Raw genomic sequence first — 16,619 nt, forward strand, 5'->3', positions numbered from 1 at the left:
ATAGCATTCAAGTGAATTCTTAAGTTTGACTGGCCTGTTGTCAGTCCGTTTCAGGGGACCATTTTGATCTCATTGGGGTCTTTATTCAGCCGGCAGCCCGCTCCCATGCTCGGGTTGGACATCAGCTCGTCCAGCGTAAAGCTGGTGGAGTTGGGGCGTGACAAAGCCGGCAATCTGGTTCTGGAGCGATGCGCCATTGAACCGTTGGAGCGCGGCTGGATTACCGATGGCAACGTCGAAAAATTCGATGAAGTTGCAGATGCCGTCAGAAAGCTCGTCAAAAAGAGTGGCACAAAGACTAAGAATGTGGCGATGGCATTGCCACCTTCAGCTGTCATCACCAAGAAAATCATCTTGCCTGGCGGCATGTCTGACATGGAGCTTGAACAGCAAGTTGAGTCTGAAGCTAACCAATACATTCCTTTCCCTTTAGACGAAGTAAGTTTGGATTTCTGCGTCATCGGTCCGAGCGCTGCTTCCGCAGGTGACATTGAAGTGCTTATCGCGGCTTCCCGTCGGGAAAAAGTTCAAGACATTCAGGGACTTGCCGAAGCTGCAGGCTTGACTCCTGTGATTGTTGATGTGGAGTCCTATGCATCCCGTCTGGCAGCCGGTCGGTTGATTGAAAACTTGCCCAGCAAAGGCGCTGGTTTGATCGTGGCGCTGTTCGAAATAGGTGCAATGACGACCAGCATGCAAGTAATGCGGGACGATGAGGTGTTGTATGACCGTGATCAGGCATTCGGTGGCGCACAGCTGACACAGCTCATTGTTAGGCAGTATGGCTTTTCGCAGGAAGAAGCAGAGAGCAAAAAACGCAGTGGCGAGTTGCCAGATGATTACGAATCTACTGTATTGAAGCCATTCATCGAAACCATGGTTCAGGAGCTTGGCCGCGCGTTGCAGTTCTTTTTTACCAGTACTCCACATAACAAGGTGGACTACATCATGCTGGCGGGCGGTTCTGCAGCATTGCCGGGCTTAACCAACGCAGTCACCCAACACACTACCTTCCCTTGCAGCTTGTTGAATCCTTTTGACGGGATGGAAATTGGCGATGGAGTCAGGCTCAAAAGAATGACGAGAGAGGCGCCCTCTTATCTGACATCTTGCGGTCTGGCATTGCGGAGGTTTTCGCAATGATATTGATTAATCTATTGCCTCACCGTGAGGTTGCGCGCAAACGACGCAAGGATTTATTCAACGTTTCCTTGGGTGCATCCGCATTACTTGGCGGAGTTATTGCTGGAACTATATTCCTTTGGTATCAAGCTGCCATTACTCAGCAACAAGGAAGTAACTTAGTCTTGGAAACTGAGATTAAAAAGCTTGAAGGGCAGATAAAAGATATTGCAGGCTTGGAGGCGGAAATCGCTGCATTGCGAGCTCGCCAGCAAGCGGTTGAAGACCTGCAGTCGGATAGAAATTTGCCGGTTCATTTGATGACTGAACTGGTTAATCAGTTGCCTGATGGAGTGTATATCAATCGGATGGTGCAGCAGGATCAGCAAGTATCTCTTGCTGGTATAGCTCAGTCCAACGAGCGCGTCTCTGAGTTGCTTCGTAATCTAGCCAATAACACACCTTGGTTTACTAAACCAGAATTAATTGAAATAACTTCCGGTTCAGCGACTATTTCTTCAAAGGAACAGAAGAGAGTTTATAACTTCACAATCAAAGTGAAATTGATGCGAACGAGTGAGGCTGAAAAGCTGGGAGCCAAAACCGCTGAGGTTGTGTCTAGTCCTAGTAGCAGCCCTGGCATACCGGCGTCTGGTGTCAATGCAAAATCTCCGTCCTAGGTACTTATGCCCATTAGCCCAAACCCCTCATTTGACTTTGCAGTGATCCAGCAAAAGCTGGTGGCGCAGTTCCGTGATCTGGATCCCAAGGACCCTTCGCTTTGGCCATCCGCTCCTCGCTATGCCCTATTTGTATTTAGCGCTGCGGTCATAGTGATAGTTCTGTGGTTTACATGGCTTACTGGTTCTCAAGAGTCTCTTCAGCAAGAGCAAGATAAAGAAGTAAAGCTGAGAGAAGATTACAAAACCAAGCTAACTAAAGCAGTCAATCTCGATGTTTTAAAGAAGCAGCGTGAACAGGTACAACAGTACGTAACGCAACTGGAAAAACAGTTGCCAAGCAAAGCTGAGATGGACGCATTGCTTTCGGATATCAATCAAGCCGGTCTAGGGCGAAGTCTCCAGTTTGAATTGTTTCGTCCTGGGCAGGTCGCAGTTAAAGAATATTATGCTGAGCTTCCTATCACAATAAGAGTCACGGGAAAATATCATGATATTGGCAACTTTGCTTCCGACATAGCGAACCTCTCACGCATCGTAACCCTCAATAACCTTTCCCTTGCTCCGCGAACTGATGGAACATTGATATTAGATGCTACTGCGAAGACATTCCGCTATTTGGATCCTGACGAAGTGAAGGCGCAGCGAAAAGCGACTGGAGCCCAGAAATGAATAGGTTGATCGGTTTAACCGGCTTTTTGTTGCTGGCTCTTTTGAGTGCTTGTGGATCAAGCAGCGAAGACGACCTTAGGCAATGGATCGTTGAAGAGAGAAATCAAACTCGTCCAAAGGTCGCTCCAATCCCTGCTCCAAAGCAGTTTGTGCCGGAAGCTTATACAAATACAGCTGCGATTGAACCGTTCAGTAATGTCAAGTTAACCCAAGCTTTGAAGAGGGAGTCGTCGCAGGCAGTAACTAACGGAGCATTGATTGCTCCTGAGCTGGCGCGAAGAAAGGAGCCGTTGGAGGCTTTTCCTTTGGATTCGATGTCCTTGGTCGGTAATCTTACAAAAACTGGCCAACCAGTTGCTTTGGTAAAGGTTGATAATTTGTTATACCAAGTGAAGTTGGGTAATTATCTTGGCCAAAATTATGGCAAGGTTACAAAAATCACTGAAACGCAGGTCACTCTCCGCGAGATAGTTCAGGACGCTGTGGGGGAATGGATTGAGCGAGCAGCAACTCTAGAGTTGCAAGAGAAGGCGAAATGACAAACCGAATTAATTTAATTGGAACGCGCATGTTGAAAAAAATCGGCTTTGTGTTGTCTGTTTTGCTCGGGCACGCGGCTTTTGCTCAAGGTTCTATCGAGGCCGTTTCTGGCTCTGTTCAGGGCGGAAGCGAAGTTGTGAGAATTGATTTGTCGCAAGCGCTGACTTCGTTGCCTACAGGGTTTGCAATCCAGTCACCTGCAAGGATTGCATTGGATTTCCCCGGCGTATCCAATGCGATGGGTCGTTCTACTGTCGAAATCAATCAAGGGAATCTCAAATCTGTTAGCGTGGTTCAAGCAGGTGAGCGCACCCGTGTGGTCTTGAATTTGAAACAAGCTGCTGCCTACAAGGCTGAAATCCAAGGCAAGTCGCTCCTTGTTTCTTTGGATGCAACAGAGTCTGCCAACGCCAAACCGATCAATGCATTTTCCGAGACGACTAGCAGGGTAACGGCTCCGTTGAGGGATATCGACTTTAGGCGCGGTACTGATGGATCGGGAAGAGTGGTTGTTACCTTGCCCAACAATCAAGTTGGGGTAGACATCCGCCAACAAGGTCAAGGTTTGGTTGTCGAATTCATGAAATCCAGTTTGCCAGAGGGCTTACGCCGGAAGCTGGATGTTGCAGATTTTGGCACTCCAGTGAAGTCTGTATCTACAACTCAATCTGGTGATCGAGTTCGTATGGTTATCGAGCCTAAAGGTGATTGGGAGCACAGTGCTTACCAGAGTGACGAGCAATTCGTGGTTGAGATTAAAGAAGTGAAGGTGGATCCAAAGAAATTGACGCAAGGTGTTGGCTATAACGGCCAAAAGCTATCGCTGAATTTCCAGAATATTGAAGTGCGTTCGCTCTTGCAAGTGATTGCAGATTTCACTAATTTTAATATCGTGACCTCTGACTCTGTTTCAGGATCGGTGACATTGCGTTTGCAGGACGTCCCTTGGGACCAAGCGCTGGACATCATTTTGCAGGCTAAGGGCCTAGGTATGCGCAAGACGGGCAATGTTCTGTGGGTTGCCCCGAAGGATGAGATTGCGGCCAAAGAAAAGTTAGATCTTGAAACAGTTGTTGCAGTACAGAATCTTGAACCCCTTCGTACCCAAGCATTCCAAATCAATTACGGCAAAGCAGCAGATATTGCGGCGGGCCTGATTGCAGCTGGTTCCGGACCGGGCCAAGGTGTTACGGCAAGTCGAATTCTGAGTTCTCGAGGTAGCGTGATTTTTGAAACACGCACAAATCAATTATTTGTCACTGATATTCCGAGTAAATTGGAGCAAGTTCAACAGTTGATTGCAAAAATTGATATTGCTGTTCGACAAGTTTTGATTGAGGCGCGTATCGTTGAGGCGTCCGATAGTTTCGGAAAATCGTTAGGCGTCAAATTGGGTGGAGGCGGCACTGCAGCTGCTTCCGGCGATAAGCCGGGAATTGCATTGGGCTCAAGTTATGTCGTTGGTTCGGCAGCGACAACTTCCGGCAACTTTGTAAATCTCCCATCCACAGGTGCACTTGGCTCCAGTACTCCCGGGCAATTTGCAGTTTCTATTTTTGGCGCTGGCGCTGACAGGTTCTTGAACCTTGAGATTTCCGCCCTCGAGGCTGAAGGCAAAGGCAAGGTGGTCTCCAGTCCTCGAGTCGTTACTGCAGACCAGATCAAGGCGCTGATTGAACAGGGCACGGAATTGCCATATCAAGTGGCCTCGTCTAGCGGTGCTACTTCGATCGCGTTCCGGAAGGCTAACTTGAAACTGGAAGTACTGCCGCAGATCACCCCTGAAGGAAACATCATCCTCACCCTGGATGTGACCAAGGACACTGTCGGTCAGAGCACTCCTGCTGGATTTGCAATTGATACCAAGCACGTGCAAACGCAAGTATTGGTTGAGAACGGTGGCACCGTAGTTATCGGCGGCATCTTTACAGAAAGCTCGACCGACAGCGAAACCAAAGTTCCATTCTTCGGTGACTTGCCTGGATTGGGCGTCTTGTTCCGCAACCGGGCAAAGGAAATCACCAAGCGTGAAATGCTGGTGTTCATCACACCTAAGGTCATTGCAGACAAGGTGGTTGGCCGGTAACTCTGGCATTGGTTGAGATGGGCCTCACTTGAGTATCAGTCTTGTTGGTCTTCCCGGTTCAGGGAAGACCACAGTGGGGCGTCAGTTGGCGCGCCGCTTGCGCATTCCTTTCGTAGATTCGGATCACGCCATTGAGGCGCGTATCGGTTGCTCGATTCGTGAGTTTTTTGACCGCGAGGGTGAGTCTCGTTTTCGAGATATCGAAGAAGAGGTTCTTGATGCCCTCTCGGCAGATGTGAATTGCGTGCTCTCCACCGGAGGCGGCGCAGTCCTCAGGCCGAATAATCGGCATCATTTGCATTCGCGAGGTAAAGTGATTTATCTCAAATCCACGCCCGAAGAGTTATTTCGTCGCCTCCGGCACGATGTGAGTCGACCACTGCTCCAGGTTGCTGATCCATTGACTCGAATGCGAGAGCTGTTTTCAGTTCGTGATCCTTTGTACCGCGAAACTGCGCACTTTGTATTGGAAACCGGTCGTCCCTCAGTGGCGACGTTGGTGAACATGATCGTCATGCAGCTTGAGCTTTCAGGGGCGATTCCTTCCGCTGACGGGTAGCAACGCTGCTGCAGCACCTGAAAGCCCTAAACTAAGCGGCTATGACAATTCAGGCGCACCAAACCGTAAACATTTCTTTGGCCGAACGCAGCTACCTGATTCACATCGGTGGCGAACTCATTGACAACCCAGAGATCTTCGCTGGCTTGCCCAATGGCAAAACGGCAGTCATTGTGAGTAACACTACTGTGGCCCCGTTGTATGCGGAGAAGCTAAAAGTTGCTCTCGCTGGAAAGTATTCCAAAGTGCTGGCCATGGAACTCCCTGATGGTGAGTCTTACAAGCATTGGGAAACTTTGAACTTGATTTTCGGTGTGCTGTTGCAGAACACCTGCGATCGAAAAACTGTCCTGTTTGCTTTGGGGGGAGGGGTCGTCGGGGACATGACCGGATTCGCTGCCGCAAGCTATATGCGCGGCGTACCCTTTGTTCAGGTGCCGACCACCCTCTTGGCACAAGTGGACTCTTCAGTGGGCGGAAAAACCGGAATAAACCATCCACTTGGTAAAAACATGGTGGGTGCCTTCTACCAACCTCAAATGGTGGTGTGTGACCTTGATGTATTGAAAACACTGCCGCCAAGGGAGGTCAGCGCTGGACTGGCGGAAGTTATCAAATACGGTCCCATCGCCGATATGGAGTTTCTGTCTTGGATTGAGAACCATATGGAGAGCTTGGTGCGACTGGATGCCAAGGCGCTAGCGCACGCAGTAAAGCGAAGCTGTGAGTTGAAGGCCTGGGTTGTGGGGCAAGATGAGCGTGAGTCCGGCCTGCGTGCCATTTTGAATTTCGGCCACACCTTCGGGCATGCAATCGAAGCGGGCTTGGGTTATGGCGAATGGTTGCACGGCGAGGCTGTTGGCTGCGGCATGGTCATGGCTGCCCACCTATCCCAGCGCCTGGGCTTGGTGGATACAGCGTTTGTCGAACGACTCACCCGGATCATTGCATCGGCGGGATTACCAATCCGTGGCCCCAGCTTGGATGCCTCCGATAACGCCGGTCGCTATCTTGAACTCATGCGCCATGACAAGAAGTCCGAGGCCGGTGAAATCCGGTTCGTCTTGATTGACGGTCCCGGGCGCGCGGTTATGCGTGCAGCGCCTGACACCTTGGTGCGAGAAGTCATCGATACATGCTGCGCTTGACTGCTATCGAAAACATAGCTGCTTGCGCGTATTGAACGGGCGCTAGACGCTGTATTGATGACCAATCTCCAACCCTATGCATGCCAGCCTGACCAGAGTAGAGGTCGGCGCTTTCCTGAGGCTGATGCTCCGACACGTACACCCTTTCAGCGCGACAGGGACCGTATCGTCCACTCTACGGCCTTCCGTCGACTGGTCTACAAAACGCAAGTCTTCATCAATCATGAGGGCGACCTGTTCAGAACCCGTTTGACTCACTCGTTGGAGGTTGCACAGCTCGGCCGGTCTATGGCGAGAACCTTGGGCTTGAATGAAGATCTGGTAGAAACCATTGCTTTGGCGCATGACCTGGGCCACACTCCTTTCGGCCACGCCGGACAAGACGCGCTACATGAATGCATGGTCTCTTACGGTGGCTTTGAGCACAATCTCCAGAGTCTGCGCGTAGTGGATCATCTGGAGGCCCGTTACCCGGGTTTTGACGGGTTGAATCTCTGTTTTGAGTCCCGCGAAGGCATTTTGAAGCATTGCTCCAAAAACAATGCGATGTCCTTGGAGCTATGGGAAGCTGACTTCCCCGGGCAAAGTGGCGGGGTCGCCAAGCGATTCTTGCAAGGTGGGCAACCGAGCCTGGAAGCGCAACTGTGTAATTTGGCTGACGAGATTGCCTACAACTGCCACGATATAGATGACGGAGTCCGGTCGGGACTGCTCAGCATGGACCAGATGTTGGAAGTGCCCTTGTTCCGGAAGTATTCGGACCAAGCGGCAAGTCAACAGTCGGATTTCGCGCAAGCCAAAAAACAGCGGCGTTGGCTCTACGAGACCATACGACTTATGCTCAGTGATATGGTGTATGACGTGTTGGCTGCAACCCGCGCTCAACTGGAAGAGGTAATGCCCCAAGACGTGAACGCTGTACGCGTAGCACCGGCGCTAGTGCTGTTCAGTGCCGAAATGCGCGCGCAAACCCGGGAGCTCAAGCACTTCTTGTTCAAGCACCTCTATCGGCATCAGCAAGTAATGGACACCATGGGGAAGGCCAAGTGCGTTGTGGGGGACTTGTTTGATGCCTATGTCGCTTCACCCGCAGAAATGCACCAGGATGACGAGGCAATGAAAGACATCTCTCTTCAACGCCAGGTCAGTGACTACATCGCGGGTATGACAGACCGATTTGCTTTGCGGGAGCATGAGCGGCTCACTGGGCAGAGGTTGTTCCATGTCTGAATTGAGTAATCAGCAGCCCAGTGCAGATGACGCAGTGGTCAAGTCTATGCAACGGTGGTTGGAGCGGGCCGTCATCGGTCTCAACCTGTGTCCTTTCGCCAAAGCCGTGCACGTCAAGAATCAGGTGCGCTATGTGGTTTGTCGTGCGACCGAGCCAGCTGATGTGCTGGATGTACTTCGCGAAGAGCTTCTGGGACTCGCTCAAGCGGATCCACAGTTGCGCGACACGACGCTGCTGATCCTTCCGGATGCGTTTGTGGACTTTGTGGACTTCAACGATTTCTTGTATTCCGCTGACAAAGCACTCCGCAAATTGAAGCTCGATGGGGAGCTGCAAATCGCTAGCTTCCACCCTGAATTCCAGTTTGCAGACGCGGAGCCCGATGACATCGGCAACTTCACCAACCGGGCACCGTACCCGACACTTCATCTCCTGCGTGAAGCCAGTATCGATAAGGCGGTAGAAGCATTCCCCGCTGCTGAGCAGATTTACGAAAAGAACATTGCCACTCTGCAGCGGCTGGGCCCCGAAGGGTGGTCAGCATTGCAAGTCGGCCCTGACATTGCGCCCTTGTGATGGGGCGAAAACATTAAATGAAAAAAAACAAAGCACAGCCTGCGCAAGTCGGCGGCACACAACCCTCTGGGCAAATCGCGCCTGAAATCCGCCCCGGTCAGTCAGTGGAATTGCTCAAAGAGCTGCATATCCTCACGCGCGACGGAAAGTTGAACCAGGACTCCCGCCGCAAGCTCAAGCAGGTTTATCACCTCTATCAGTTCATTGAAAAACTGATGAATGAACTTCCGGTAACAGAAGGCCTCAGCTTCACCTTGGCAGACCACGGTGCGGGAAAGTCTTATCTCGGGTTCATTCTGTACGACTTGTACTTCAAGAACCTCCCGCACAGTCACTTGTACGGAATTGAAACCCGCGCTGATCTGGTGGAGAAATCCAAAGCCTTGGCCACCAAGCTTCAGTTTGAACGCATGAGCTTTCTGAATGTGAGTGTGGCGGAGTCCACCAGCTTGCAAGAGCTTCCTCCTAGCTTCGATGTCGTCACCGCTTTACATGCTTGCGATATCGCGACGGACGATGCCATTGCGTTCGGACTGGAGAAAAAGGTGAGGGCGTTCGTGCTCGTGCCCTGCTGCCAGGCAGAGCTTGCCCGTCACTTGAATCAGAACAAGGCCATGAACTTGACGCGCACACCGCTGGCCGAGCTCTGGCGCCATCCTCTGCACACCCGTGAGATGGGTAGCCAGCTCACCAATGTGCTGCGATGCCTGTATCTGGAGGCTCACGGCTACCAAGTGACCGTGACTGAACTGGTGGGCTGGGAGCACAGCATGAAAAATGAGTTGATTCTGGCTCGCTACACGGGGCAGAAAAAACGTGCCGCTGCGGAGCGTTTGCGCGCGATTTTGGGCGAATTCGGGCTCACATCCCTGCTTGACACGCGGTTTACATTGCCGGTTGACAATACGGCTGACAACGTAGCGGTGGTCTAAAGCGTTAGCTGGGCTGAAGTGAACCGTTCCAGAACCGGAGAGAAATATGCAAAAGATCATGAAATGGGCAAGCATTGCCTTGGTAGTAGCCACTTTGGGTGCATGCGCGAGCAGCAGCCCGGATGTCATCCAGCGCGGTGATGCGCAGCGTATGGCCCAGGTACAAGACGGGGTCATCCTGTCCGTGCGCAATGTGGTGGTGGACGGCAGCCAGTCCGGCGTAGGCGCCGCTGTAGGCGGAGTAGTGGGTGCCATCGGTGGCTACGGCGGCAGTGGTGTGCAACGCGAGGCGCAAGTCCTGGGTGTATTGGCTGGCGTGGCAGGCGCTGCTGCAGGTAACGCGCTGGAGCGCTTGTCTACCAAAGAAGAAGCGGTTGAAATTCTCGTTCAACTCAAAGGTGGCGATCGCCGTGCCATCGTTCAAGCCAAGGGTGGAGAGCAATTGGCAGCGGGTGATGCCGTGATTATTGTCACCACCGGTGGCAAAGTCCGAGTGACCAAAGCGCCCAAATAATTGATATGAATCAAAGCCCGGTTTTCGGGCTGATTTGACAATCGGGGTTCATGTGGGCGCATAGGCGCCCACTTTGCATAAGGGCCCCGCCATGGCTGTTGAACTCTACAAAGACGCCCATCACTGCTGTGTGATGTTCACGGATCTCGTGTCCGACGAAACCGAAGCGGTGCAGGCCAATCAGTTTCTCATCGTCGACCATGGAGAAGGTGTGATCCTTGATCCGGGTGGCAATATGACCTACAACGAGCTGAATCTGACGATGCGCAAGTACATCGCGCCTCAGCACCTCGACTACATCATCGCCTCCCACGCCGACCCGGACATCATTGCCTCCCTGGACCGCTGGATGACATCCACCCAGGCCAAGTTGTTGATTTCACAGCTTTGGGCTCGTTTCGCCCCTCACTTCTGCAAAATCGGCAAGACGGAAGACCGCATCATTCCCATTCCCGATGAAGGGGGCAAACTCCGCTTCGGCAAAACCGAGCTGTGGCTGTTACCCGCGCACTTTCTGCATGCCGAGGGTAATTTCCAGTTCTATGACCCCGTGAGCAAGATCCTTTTTTCCGGCGACCTGGGTGTTTCCATGCTCAGTGGTCAGGACGCGCGCAAACCCATCACCAACTTGATGCCTATGCCTCATGGCATGGAGGCGTTTCACCGCCGCTACATGGTCAGCAACAAAATCCTCAAGCTTTGGGTACGCATGGTTCGTGGGCTGGAGATTTCAATGATCGTTCCGCAGCATGGCGCGCCCTTGCAAGGGGCTGCCATTGCCCAGTTGCTGGATTGGTTGGATAACCTGTCATGCGGTATTGATCTCATGGGCACGCCCCAATACCAATTGCCGGTGACGAGCTTGTAAGCGGGTTGAGGCTGTGATCCGCTACCATCGCGGCCCATGGCACGACTTCCCCGCTTGGCAATTGCCGGACATCTGCACCACGTTTTGCAGCGCGGTGCGCATGGCCAGTCCATCTGCTCGGCCACGGAGGATTACGAAGAGCTGCTGAATGCGATACACCTCGCGGCCCGAAAACATCAGGTCGCTGTGCATGGTTATGTGCTGCTGCAGGATCACTTCCATTTGTTATTGACGCCTGCTAATGAGCAGGGCTTGGCGCTCATGATGCAGTCCTTGGGGCGTACTTATGTGCGCTACTTCAACCGCAAATACGCCCGCAAAGGTACCTTGTGGGAGGGGCGCTTCAAATCTGCGGTTTTGCAGCCACGCCACGCCTTAGCGGCACTGACATTTATGGACCTCCATCCGCAGCGCGCCGGTATCGGATTGCCGCCTTCAGACTATCCGTGGACCAGTTACTCGCATTACAGCGGCGCCATCATGGACAAGCGTATCGTGACCCACCCCGCCTATTGGGCATTGGGCAATACGCCTTTCGCGCGCGAGGCGGCCTACCAAGCGGCGGCCCGGGAGGGCCTCAATTCAGTGCAACTCCATCAAATTACTGACTCGGTGACCCGTGGATGGGCGTTGGCGGACGATGATTTCGTTGCAGAGTTGCAAAAAAATACCTCGCGACGCCTGGTTCGCAGAACGCCAGGACGGCCCCGCAAGGTAACTGCTCCAGACTGAATATCGCCCCTAGCGCTTACTGGATAAGCGCAGACAGCTATTCATTTGATGTGTCCCTATTTGATTTTTTTGAATCTGATGAGAGATTCAAATAGTGTCTGACCCCATTTAAATTTCTTGGCACTTTTGTTGCGTTGCAGTATTCTTCAAGTCCACTGTAATTTTCAGGAGTGCGCCATGACTACGGCAGCCGAAATCCAACACCTCAAAGACCACGGTTTGTATTCCAACGCCAACGAGCACGATGCCTGCGGCGTCGGCTTTGTGGCGCACATTCGTGGCGAAAAGAGCCACGACATCGTCAAGAACGCACTCAAGATCCTTGAAAACCTCGACCACCGCGGTGCGGTGGGTGCAGACCCCCTGATGGGTGACGGCGCCGGCATCTTGATCCAGCTGCCAGATGCGCTCTACCGCGAAGAAATGGCCAAGCAAGGCGTGACCTTGCCGCCCCAGGGCGAATACGGCGTCGGCATGATCTTTTTGCCCAAGGAGCACGCCTCCCGCCTCGCTTGCGAGCAGGAAATGGAACGCGCCATCAAGGCCGAAGGCCAAGTGCTGTTGGGATGGCGCGATGTGCCCGTGAACCGCGACATGCCCATGTCGCCCACCGTGCGCGAAAAAGAACCTATCCTGCGTCAAGTCTTCATTGGCCGCGGCAACGACGTGATCGTGCAGGACGCGCTGGAACGCAAGCTGTACGTGATCCGCAAGACCGCCAGCGCCAACATCCAGGCATTGGGCTTGACCCACTCCAAAGAATATTACGTGCCCAGCATGTCCAGCCGCACCGTGGTCTACAAGGGCCTGCTGCTGGCTGACCAGGTGGGCGTGTATTTCAAGGACCTGGAAGACGCTCGCTGCGTGTCAGCTTTGGGCCTGGTGCACCAGCGCTTCTCCACCAACACCTTCCCCGAGTGGCCATTGGCTCACCCTTACCGCTACGTTGCGCACAACGGTGAAATCAACACGGTCAAAGGCAACTACAACTGGATGAAGGCCCGCGAAGGCGTGATGTCTTCTCCCGTGCTGGCTGCCGACCTGCAAAAGCTGTACCCCATCAGCTTTGCAGACCAGTCCGACACCGCCACCTTCGACAACTGCCTCGAGCTGTTGACCATGGCGGGCTACCCCATCAGCCAGGCCGTGATGATGATGATCCCCGAGCCATGGGAGCAGCACACCACTATGGACGAGCGCCGCAAGGCCTTTTACGAATACCACGCCGCCATGATGGAGCCATGGGATGGCCCGGCCTCTATCGTGTTCACCGATGGTCGCCAGATCGGCGCCACCCTGGACCGCAACGGCCTGCGTCCTTCCCGCTATTGCATCACCGATGACGACTTGGTCATCATGGGCTCCGAGTCCGGCGTGTTGCCCGTGCCTGAAAACAAAATCGTGCGCAAGTGGCGCCTGCAGCCCGGCAAGATGTTCCTGATCGACCTGGAACAAGGCCGCATGATTGATGACGAAGAGCTCAAAGCCAGCCTCGCCAACAGCAAGCCCTACAAACAGTGGATTGAGAATCTGCGCATCAAGCTGGACGATGTGTCGTTTGACGAGCGTCGCACCGACAAGGCGTTGTCCGCAGTAGTGGCAGGCGTAGAACCAAAGCGCGTCACCGACCAGGTGAGCCTGCTGGACCGCCAGCAAGCTTTCGGCTTTACCCAGGAAGACCTGAAGTTCCTGATTGCACCTATGGCTACCGCCGGCGAAGAAGCCATTGGCTCCATGGGCAACGACAGCCCATTGGCGGTGTTGTCTGACAAAAACAAGCCACTTTACAGCTACTTCAAGCAGCTGTTTGCGCAGGTGACCAACCCACCGATCGACCCGATCCGCGAAGCCATCGTGATGTCTTTGGTGTCCTTCATTGGACCAAAGCCCAACCTGTTGGACATCAACCAGGTGAACCCGCCGATGCGCCTCGAGGTGAGCCAGCCCATTCTGGACTTTGCGGACATGGCCAAGGTGCGTGACATAGAGCACCACACCCAGGGCAAGTTCCGCAGCTACACGCTGGACATCACCTACCCATTGGCGTGGGGCCATGAGGGTGTGGAGGCCAAGTTGGCTTCTTTGTGCGCTGAAGCGGTGGATGCCATCAAGAGCGGCAAGAACATCCTGGTCATCAGCGACCGCAGCATCAGCTCCACACAGGTGGCTATTCCTGCGCTGTTGGCACTCTCCGCTATCCACCAGCACCTGGTGCGTGAAGGTTTGCGTACCACCGCCGGTTTGGTGGTGGAAACCGGCACGGCCCGTGAAGTGCACCACTTCGCGGTATTGGCCGGTTACGGCGCTGAGGCGGTGCACCCCTACCTCGCCATGGAAACCCTTCAGGACATCCACAAGGACCTGCCGGGTGACCTGAGCGCTGACAAAGCCATCTACAACTACATCAAGGCGATCGGCAAGGGTCTGTCCAAGATCATGTCCAAAATGGGCGTGTCGACCTACATGTCCTACTGCGGTGCCCAGTTGTTTGAAGCCATCGGCCTGAACACTGAAACCATCGACAAGTACTTCACCCGCACCCCCAGCAAGGTGGAAGGTATCGGCGTGTTTGAGATCGCTGAAGAAGCCATCCGCATGCACAAGCTGGCGTTTGGTGACAGCCCCGTGCTGGCCAACGCATTGGATGCCGGCGGTGAATACGCCTGGCGTACCCGTGGCGAAGAGCACATGTGGACACCCGATGCGATTGCAAAACTGCAGCACTCTACCCGTGCCAACAACTGGAACACCTACAAAGAGTACGCCCAGATCATCAACGACCAGTCCAAGCGCCACTTGACGCTGCGCGGCCTGTTCGAGTTCAAGGTGGACCCTGCCAAGGCCATTCCGCTGGAAGAAGTCGAGTCCGCCAAGGAAATCGTCAAACGCTTTGCAACCGGCGCCATGTCTTTGGGCTCCATCTCCACCGAAGCCCACGCGACGCTGGCTGTGGCCATGAACCGTATCGGTGGCAAGAGCAACACCGGTGAAGGTGGTGAAGACGCGGCACGTTACCGCAACGAACTCAAGGGCATCCCGATCAAGCAGGGCGACAGCCTCAAGAGTGTGATCGGTGCCGAGAACGTGGAAGTGGACCTGCCCTTGCAGGCCGGTGACTCGCTGCGCAGCCGCATCAAGCAAGTGGCTTCCGGCCGCTTCGGTGTGACCGCCGAGTACCTGTCCAGTGCTGACCAGATCCAGATCAAGATGGCTCAGGGCGCCAAGCCCGGTGAGGGCGGCCAGTTGCCAGGCGGCAAAGTGTCTGACTACATCGGCAAGCTGCGTCACTCCGTGCCCGGTGTGGGCCTGATTTCGCCCCCTCCGCACCACGACATCTACTCCATCGAGGACTTGGCCCAGCTGATCCACGACCTGAAGAACGTGGCTCCGCATTCCGGCATCAGCGTCAAGCTGGTGTCTGAAATCGGCGTGGGCACCATCGCTGCCGGCGTTGCCAAGTGCAAGGCGGACCACGTGGTGATCGCCGGGCACGACGGTGGTACCGGTGCATCTCCCTGGTCCTCCATTAAGCACGCAGGTTCCCCATGGGAAATCGGCTTGGCCGAAACCCAGCAGACCCTGGTGCTGAACCGCTTGCGCAGCCGTATCCGCGTGCAGGCTGACGGTCAGATGAAGACCGGCCGCGACGTCGCCATCGGTGCCCTGTTGGGTGCGGATGAGTTCGGCTTTGCTACCGCCCCGCTGGTGGTGGAAGGCTGCATCATGATGCGCAAGTGCCACTTGAACACCTGCCCCGTGGGCGTGGCGACCCAAGACCCTGTGCTGCGCGCCAAATTCTCCGGCAAGCCTGAGCACGTGGTGAACTACTTCTTCTTCATCGCTGAAGAAGTGCGACAGATCATGGCCCAGCTGGGTATCCGCAAGTTCGACGACATGATCGGTCGTTCCGACCTGCTCGACACCCGCAAGAGCATCGAGCACTGGAAAGCCCAAGGCTTGGATTTCGCCCGTTTGTTTGCCCAGCCGCAAGTGCCTGCCGACGTGCCACGCTTCCAGACCCTTACCCAAGACCACGGTCTGGAAAAAGCGCTGGACAATGTGCTCATCGCCAAGAGCCGCGCCGCCATCGACAAAGGTGAACGCGTGCAGTTCATGGAAGTGGCTCGCAACGTGAACCGTTCGGTGGGTGCCATGCTCTCCGGCGCTGTCACCAAGGTACACCCAGAAGGTTTGCCGGATGACACCATCCGCATCCAGCTGGAAGGCACAGGCGGCCAGTCTTTCGGCGCTTTCCTGACCAAGGGCATCACCCTGTACTTGATCGGTGACGCCAACGACTACACCGGCAAGGGCCTGTCCGGCGGCCGCGTGGTCGTGCGTCCGAGCATCGACTTCCGTGGTGAAGCCATCCGCAACACCATCGTCGGCAATACGGTGATGTACGGTGCGACTACCGGCGAAGCCTTCCTGAGCGGCGTGGCCGGTGAGCGCTTTGCGGTCCGCTTGTCCGGCGCCACTGCTGTGGTGGAAGGTACCGGCGACCACGGTTGCGAGTACATGACCGGCGGTACGGTGGCTGTGCTGGGTAAAACCGGCCGCAACTTTGCAGCGGGCATGAGCGGCGGTATTGCCTATGTGTACGACGAGGACGGCCAATTCGCCAAGCGTTGCAACACTGCCATGGTGAGCCTGGAGAAGGTGTTGACTGCCGCCGAGCAGGAAGCCACCCTCGACAAGGGCATCTGGCACCGTGGTGAAACCGATGAAGCCCAGCTTAAGAAGCTGCTGGAAGACCACAACCGCTGGACCGGTAGCAAGCGTGCACGTGAACTGCTGGACAACTGGGAAGCATCCCGCGCCAAGTTCGTGAAGGTGTTCCCCAACGAGTACAAGCGTGCTCTGGGTGAGATTCATGCACGTAAATCGGCTGTAGCGCCCGCCAAGTCTGCGCCAGCAGCTACTAAAAAAGAAGCAGCGGCTGCCAAGTAAGGCGAGCCT

14 protein-coding genes are annotated in these 16,619 nt (G+C 54.5%); all 14 read left to right on the forward strand.

Annotated features, from left to right (window positions below):
* Nucleotides 1-63: 63 nt before the first annotated feature.
* The 14 genes from AEP_RS16945 (at nucleotide 64) to AEP_RS17010 (ending at nucleotide 16,610) form a co-directional block, all read left to right on the forward strand.
* Entirely contained in the window at nucleotides 64-1,143 is a 1,080-nt protein-coding gene (locus AEP_RS16945) for a pilus assembly protein PilM (RefSeq protein WP_087496475.1), read from the forward strand.
* A complete protein-coding gene (locus AEP_RS16950; RefSeq protein WP_087496476.1) occupies nucleotides 1,140-1,802 on the forward strand; it encodes a PilN domain-containing protein in 663 nt (220 codons plus the stop codon). Before AEP_RS16945 ends, AEP_RS16950 begins: the two co-directional genes overlap by 4 nt.
* Before the next feature lie 6 nt (nucleotides 1,803-1,808).
* On the forward strand, nucleotides 1,809-2,474 hold the full coding sequence (locus AEP_RS16955; RefSeq protein WP_087496477.1) for a type 4a pilus biogenesis protein PilO: 666 nt from the start codon (nucleotides 1,809-1,811) through the stop codon (nucleotides 2,472-2,474).
* Complete coding sequence (locus AEP_RS16960) at nucleotides 2,471-3,013, forward strand: pilus assembly protein PilP (protein WP_087496478.1); 543 nt, start codon at nucleotides 2,471-2,473, stop codon at nucleotides 3,011-3,013. Before AEP_RS16955 ends, AEP_RS16960 begins: the two co-directional genes overlap by 4 nt.
* A gap of 29 nt (nucleotides 3,014-3,042) precedes the next feature.
* A complete protein-coding gene (gene pilQ, locus AEP_RS16965) occupies nucleotides 3,043-5,100 on the forward strand; it encodes a type IV pilus secretin PilQ (RefSeq protein ID WP_087496479.1) in 2,058 nt (685 codons plus the stop codon).
* A gap of 28 nt (nucleotides 5,101-5,128) precedes the next feature.
* Entirely contained in the window at nucleotides 5,129-5,659 is a 531-nt protein-coding gene (locus AEP_RS16970) for a shikimate kinase (protein WP_087496480.1), read from the forward strand.
* Nucleotides 5,660-5,700: 41 nt separating this feature from the next.
* Nucleotides 5,701-6,807: a 3-dehydroquinate synthase gene (gene aroB / locus AEP_RS16975; RefSeq protein WP_087496481.1), complete on the forward strand. Its 1,107-nt coding sequence runs from the start codon at nucleotides 5,701-5,703 to the stop codon at nucleotides 6,805-6,807.
* 57 nt (nucleotides 6,808-6,864) lie between these two features.
* Nucleotides 6,865-8,037, forward strand: coding sequence for a deoxyguanosinetriphosphate triphosphohydrolase (locus tag AEP_RS16980; protein WP_087496482.1), 1,173 nt, complete (start codon nucleotides 6,865-6,867; stop codon nucleotides 8,035-8,037).
* Nucleotides 8,030-8,614 (forward strand): DUF1415 domain-containing protein, encoded by a 585-nt coding sequence (locus tag AEP_RS16985; RefSeq protein WP_087496483.1) that lies wholly within the window; start codon nucleotides 8,030-8,032, stop codon nucleotides 8,612-8,614. The genes AEP_RS16980 and AEP_RS16985 overlap by 8 nt, the downstream gene beginning before the upstream one ends.
* A gap of 17 nt (nucleotides 8,615-8,631) precedes the next feature.
* Nucleotides 8,632-9,546, forward strand: a complete 915-nt coding sequence (locus tag AEP_RS16990; RefSeq protein WP_087496484.1) for a class I SAM-dependent methyltransferase — start codon at nucleotides 8,632-8,634, stop codon at nucleotides 9,544-9,546.
* A 46-nt stretch (nucleotides 9,547-9,592) separates the two neighbouring features.
* Nucleotides 9,593-10,060, forward strand: coding sequence for a hypothetical protein (locus tag AEP_RS16995; RefSeq protein ID WP_232459860.1), 468 nt, complete (start codon nucleotides 9,593-9,595; stop codon nucleotides 10,058-10,060).
* A 91-nt stretch (nucleotides 10,061-10,151) separates the two neighbouring features.
* Nucleotides 10,152-10,928 (forward strand): MBL fold metallo-hydrolase, encoded by a 777-nt coding sequence (locus tag AEP_RS17000; RefSeq protein WP_087496485.1) that lies wholly within the window; start codon nucleotides 10,152-10,154, stop codon nucleotides 10,926-10,928.
* Nucleotides 10,929-10,964: 36 nt separating this feature from the next.
* Nucleotides 10,965-11,660 (forward strand): transposase, encoded by a 696-nt coding sequence (locus tag AEP_RS17005; protein WP_087496486.1) that lies wholly within the window; start codon nucleotides 10,965-10,967, stop codon nucleotides 11,658-11,660.
* Nucleotides 11,661-11,837: 177 nt separating this feature from the next.
* Nucleotides 11,838-16,610, forward strand: coding sequence for a glutamate synthase-related protein (locus AEP_RS17010; protein ID WP_087496487.1), 4,773 nt, complete (start codon nucleotides 11,838-11,840; stop codon nucleotides 16,608-16,610).
* Nucleotides 16,611-16,619: the final 9 nt, after the last annotated feature.

The organism is Curvibacter sp. AEP1-3 (assembly GCF_002163715.1).
Classification (GTDB): Bacteria; Pseudomonadota; Gammaproteobacteria; order Burkholderiales; family Burkholderiaceae_C; genus Allorhodoferax.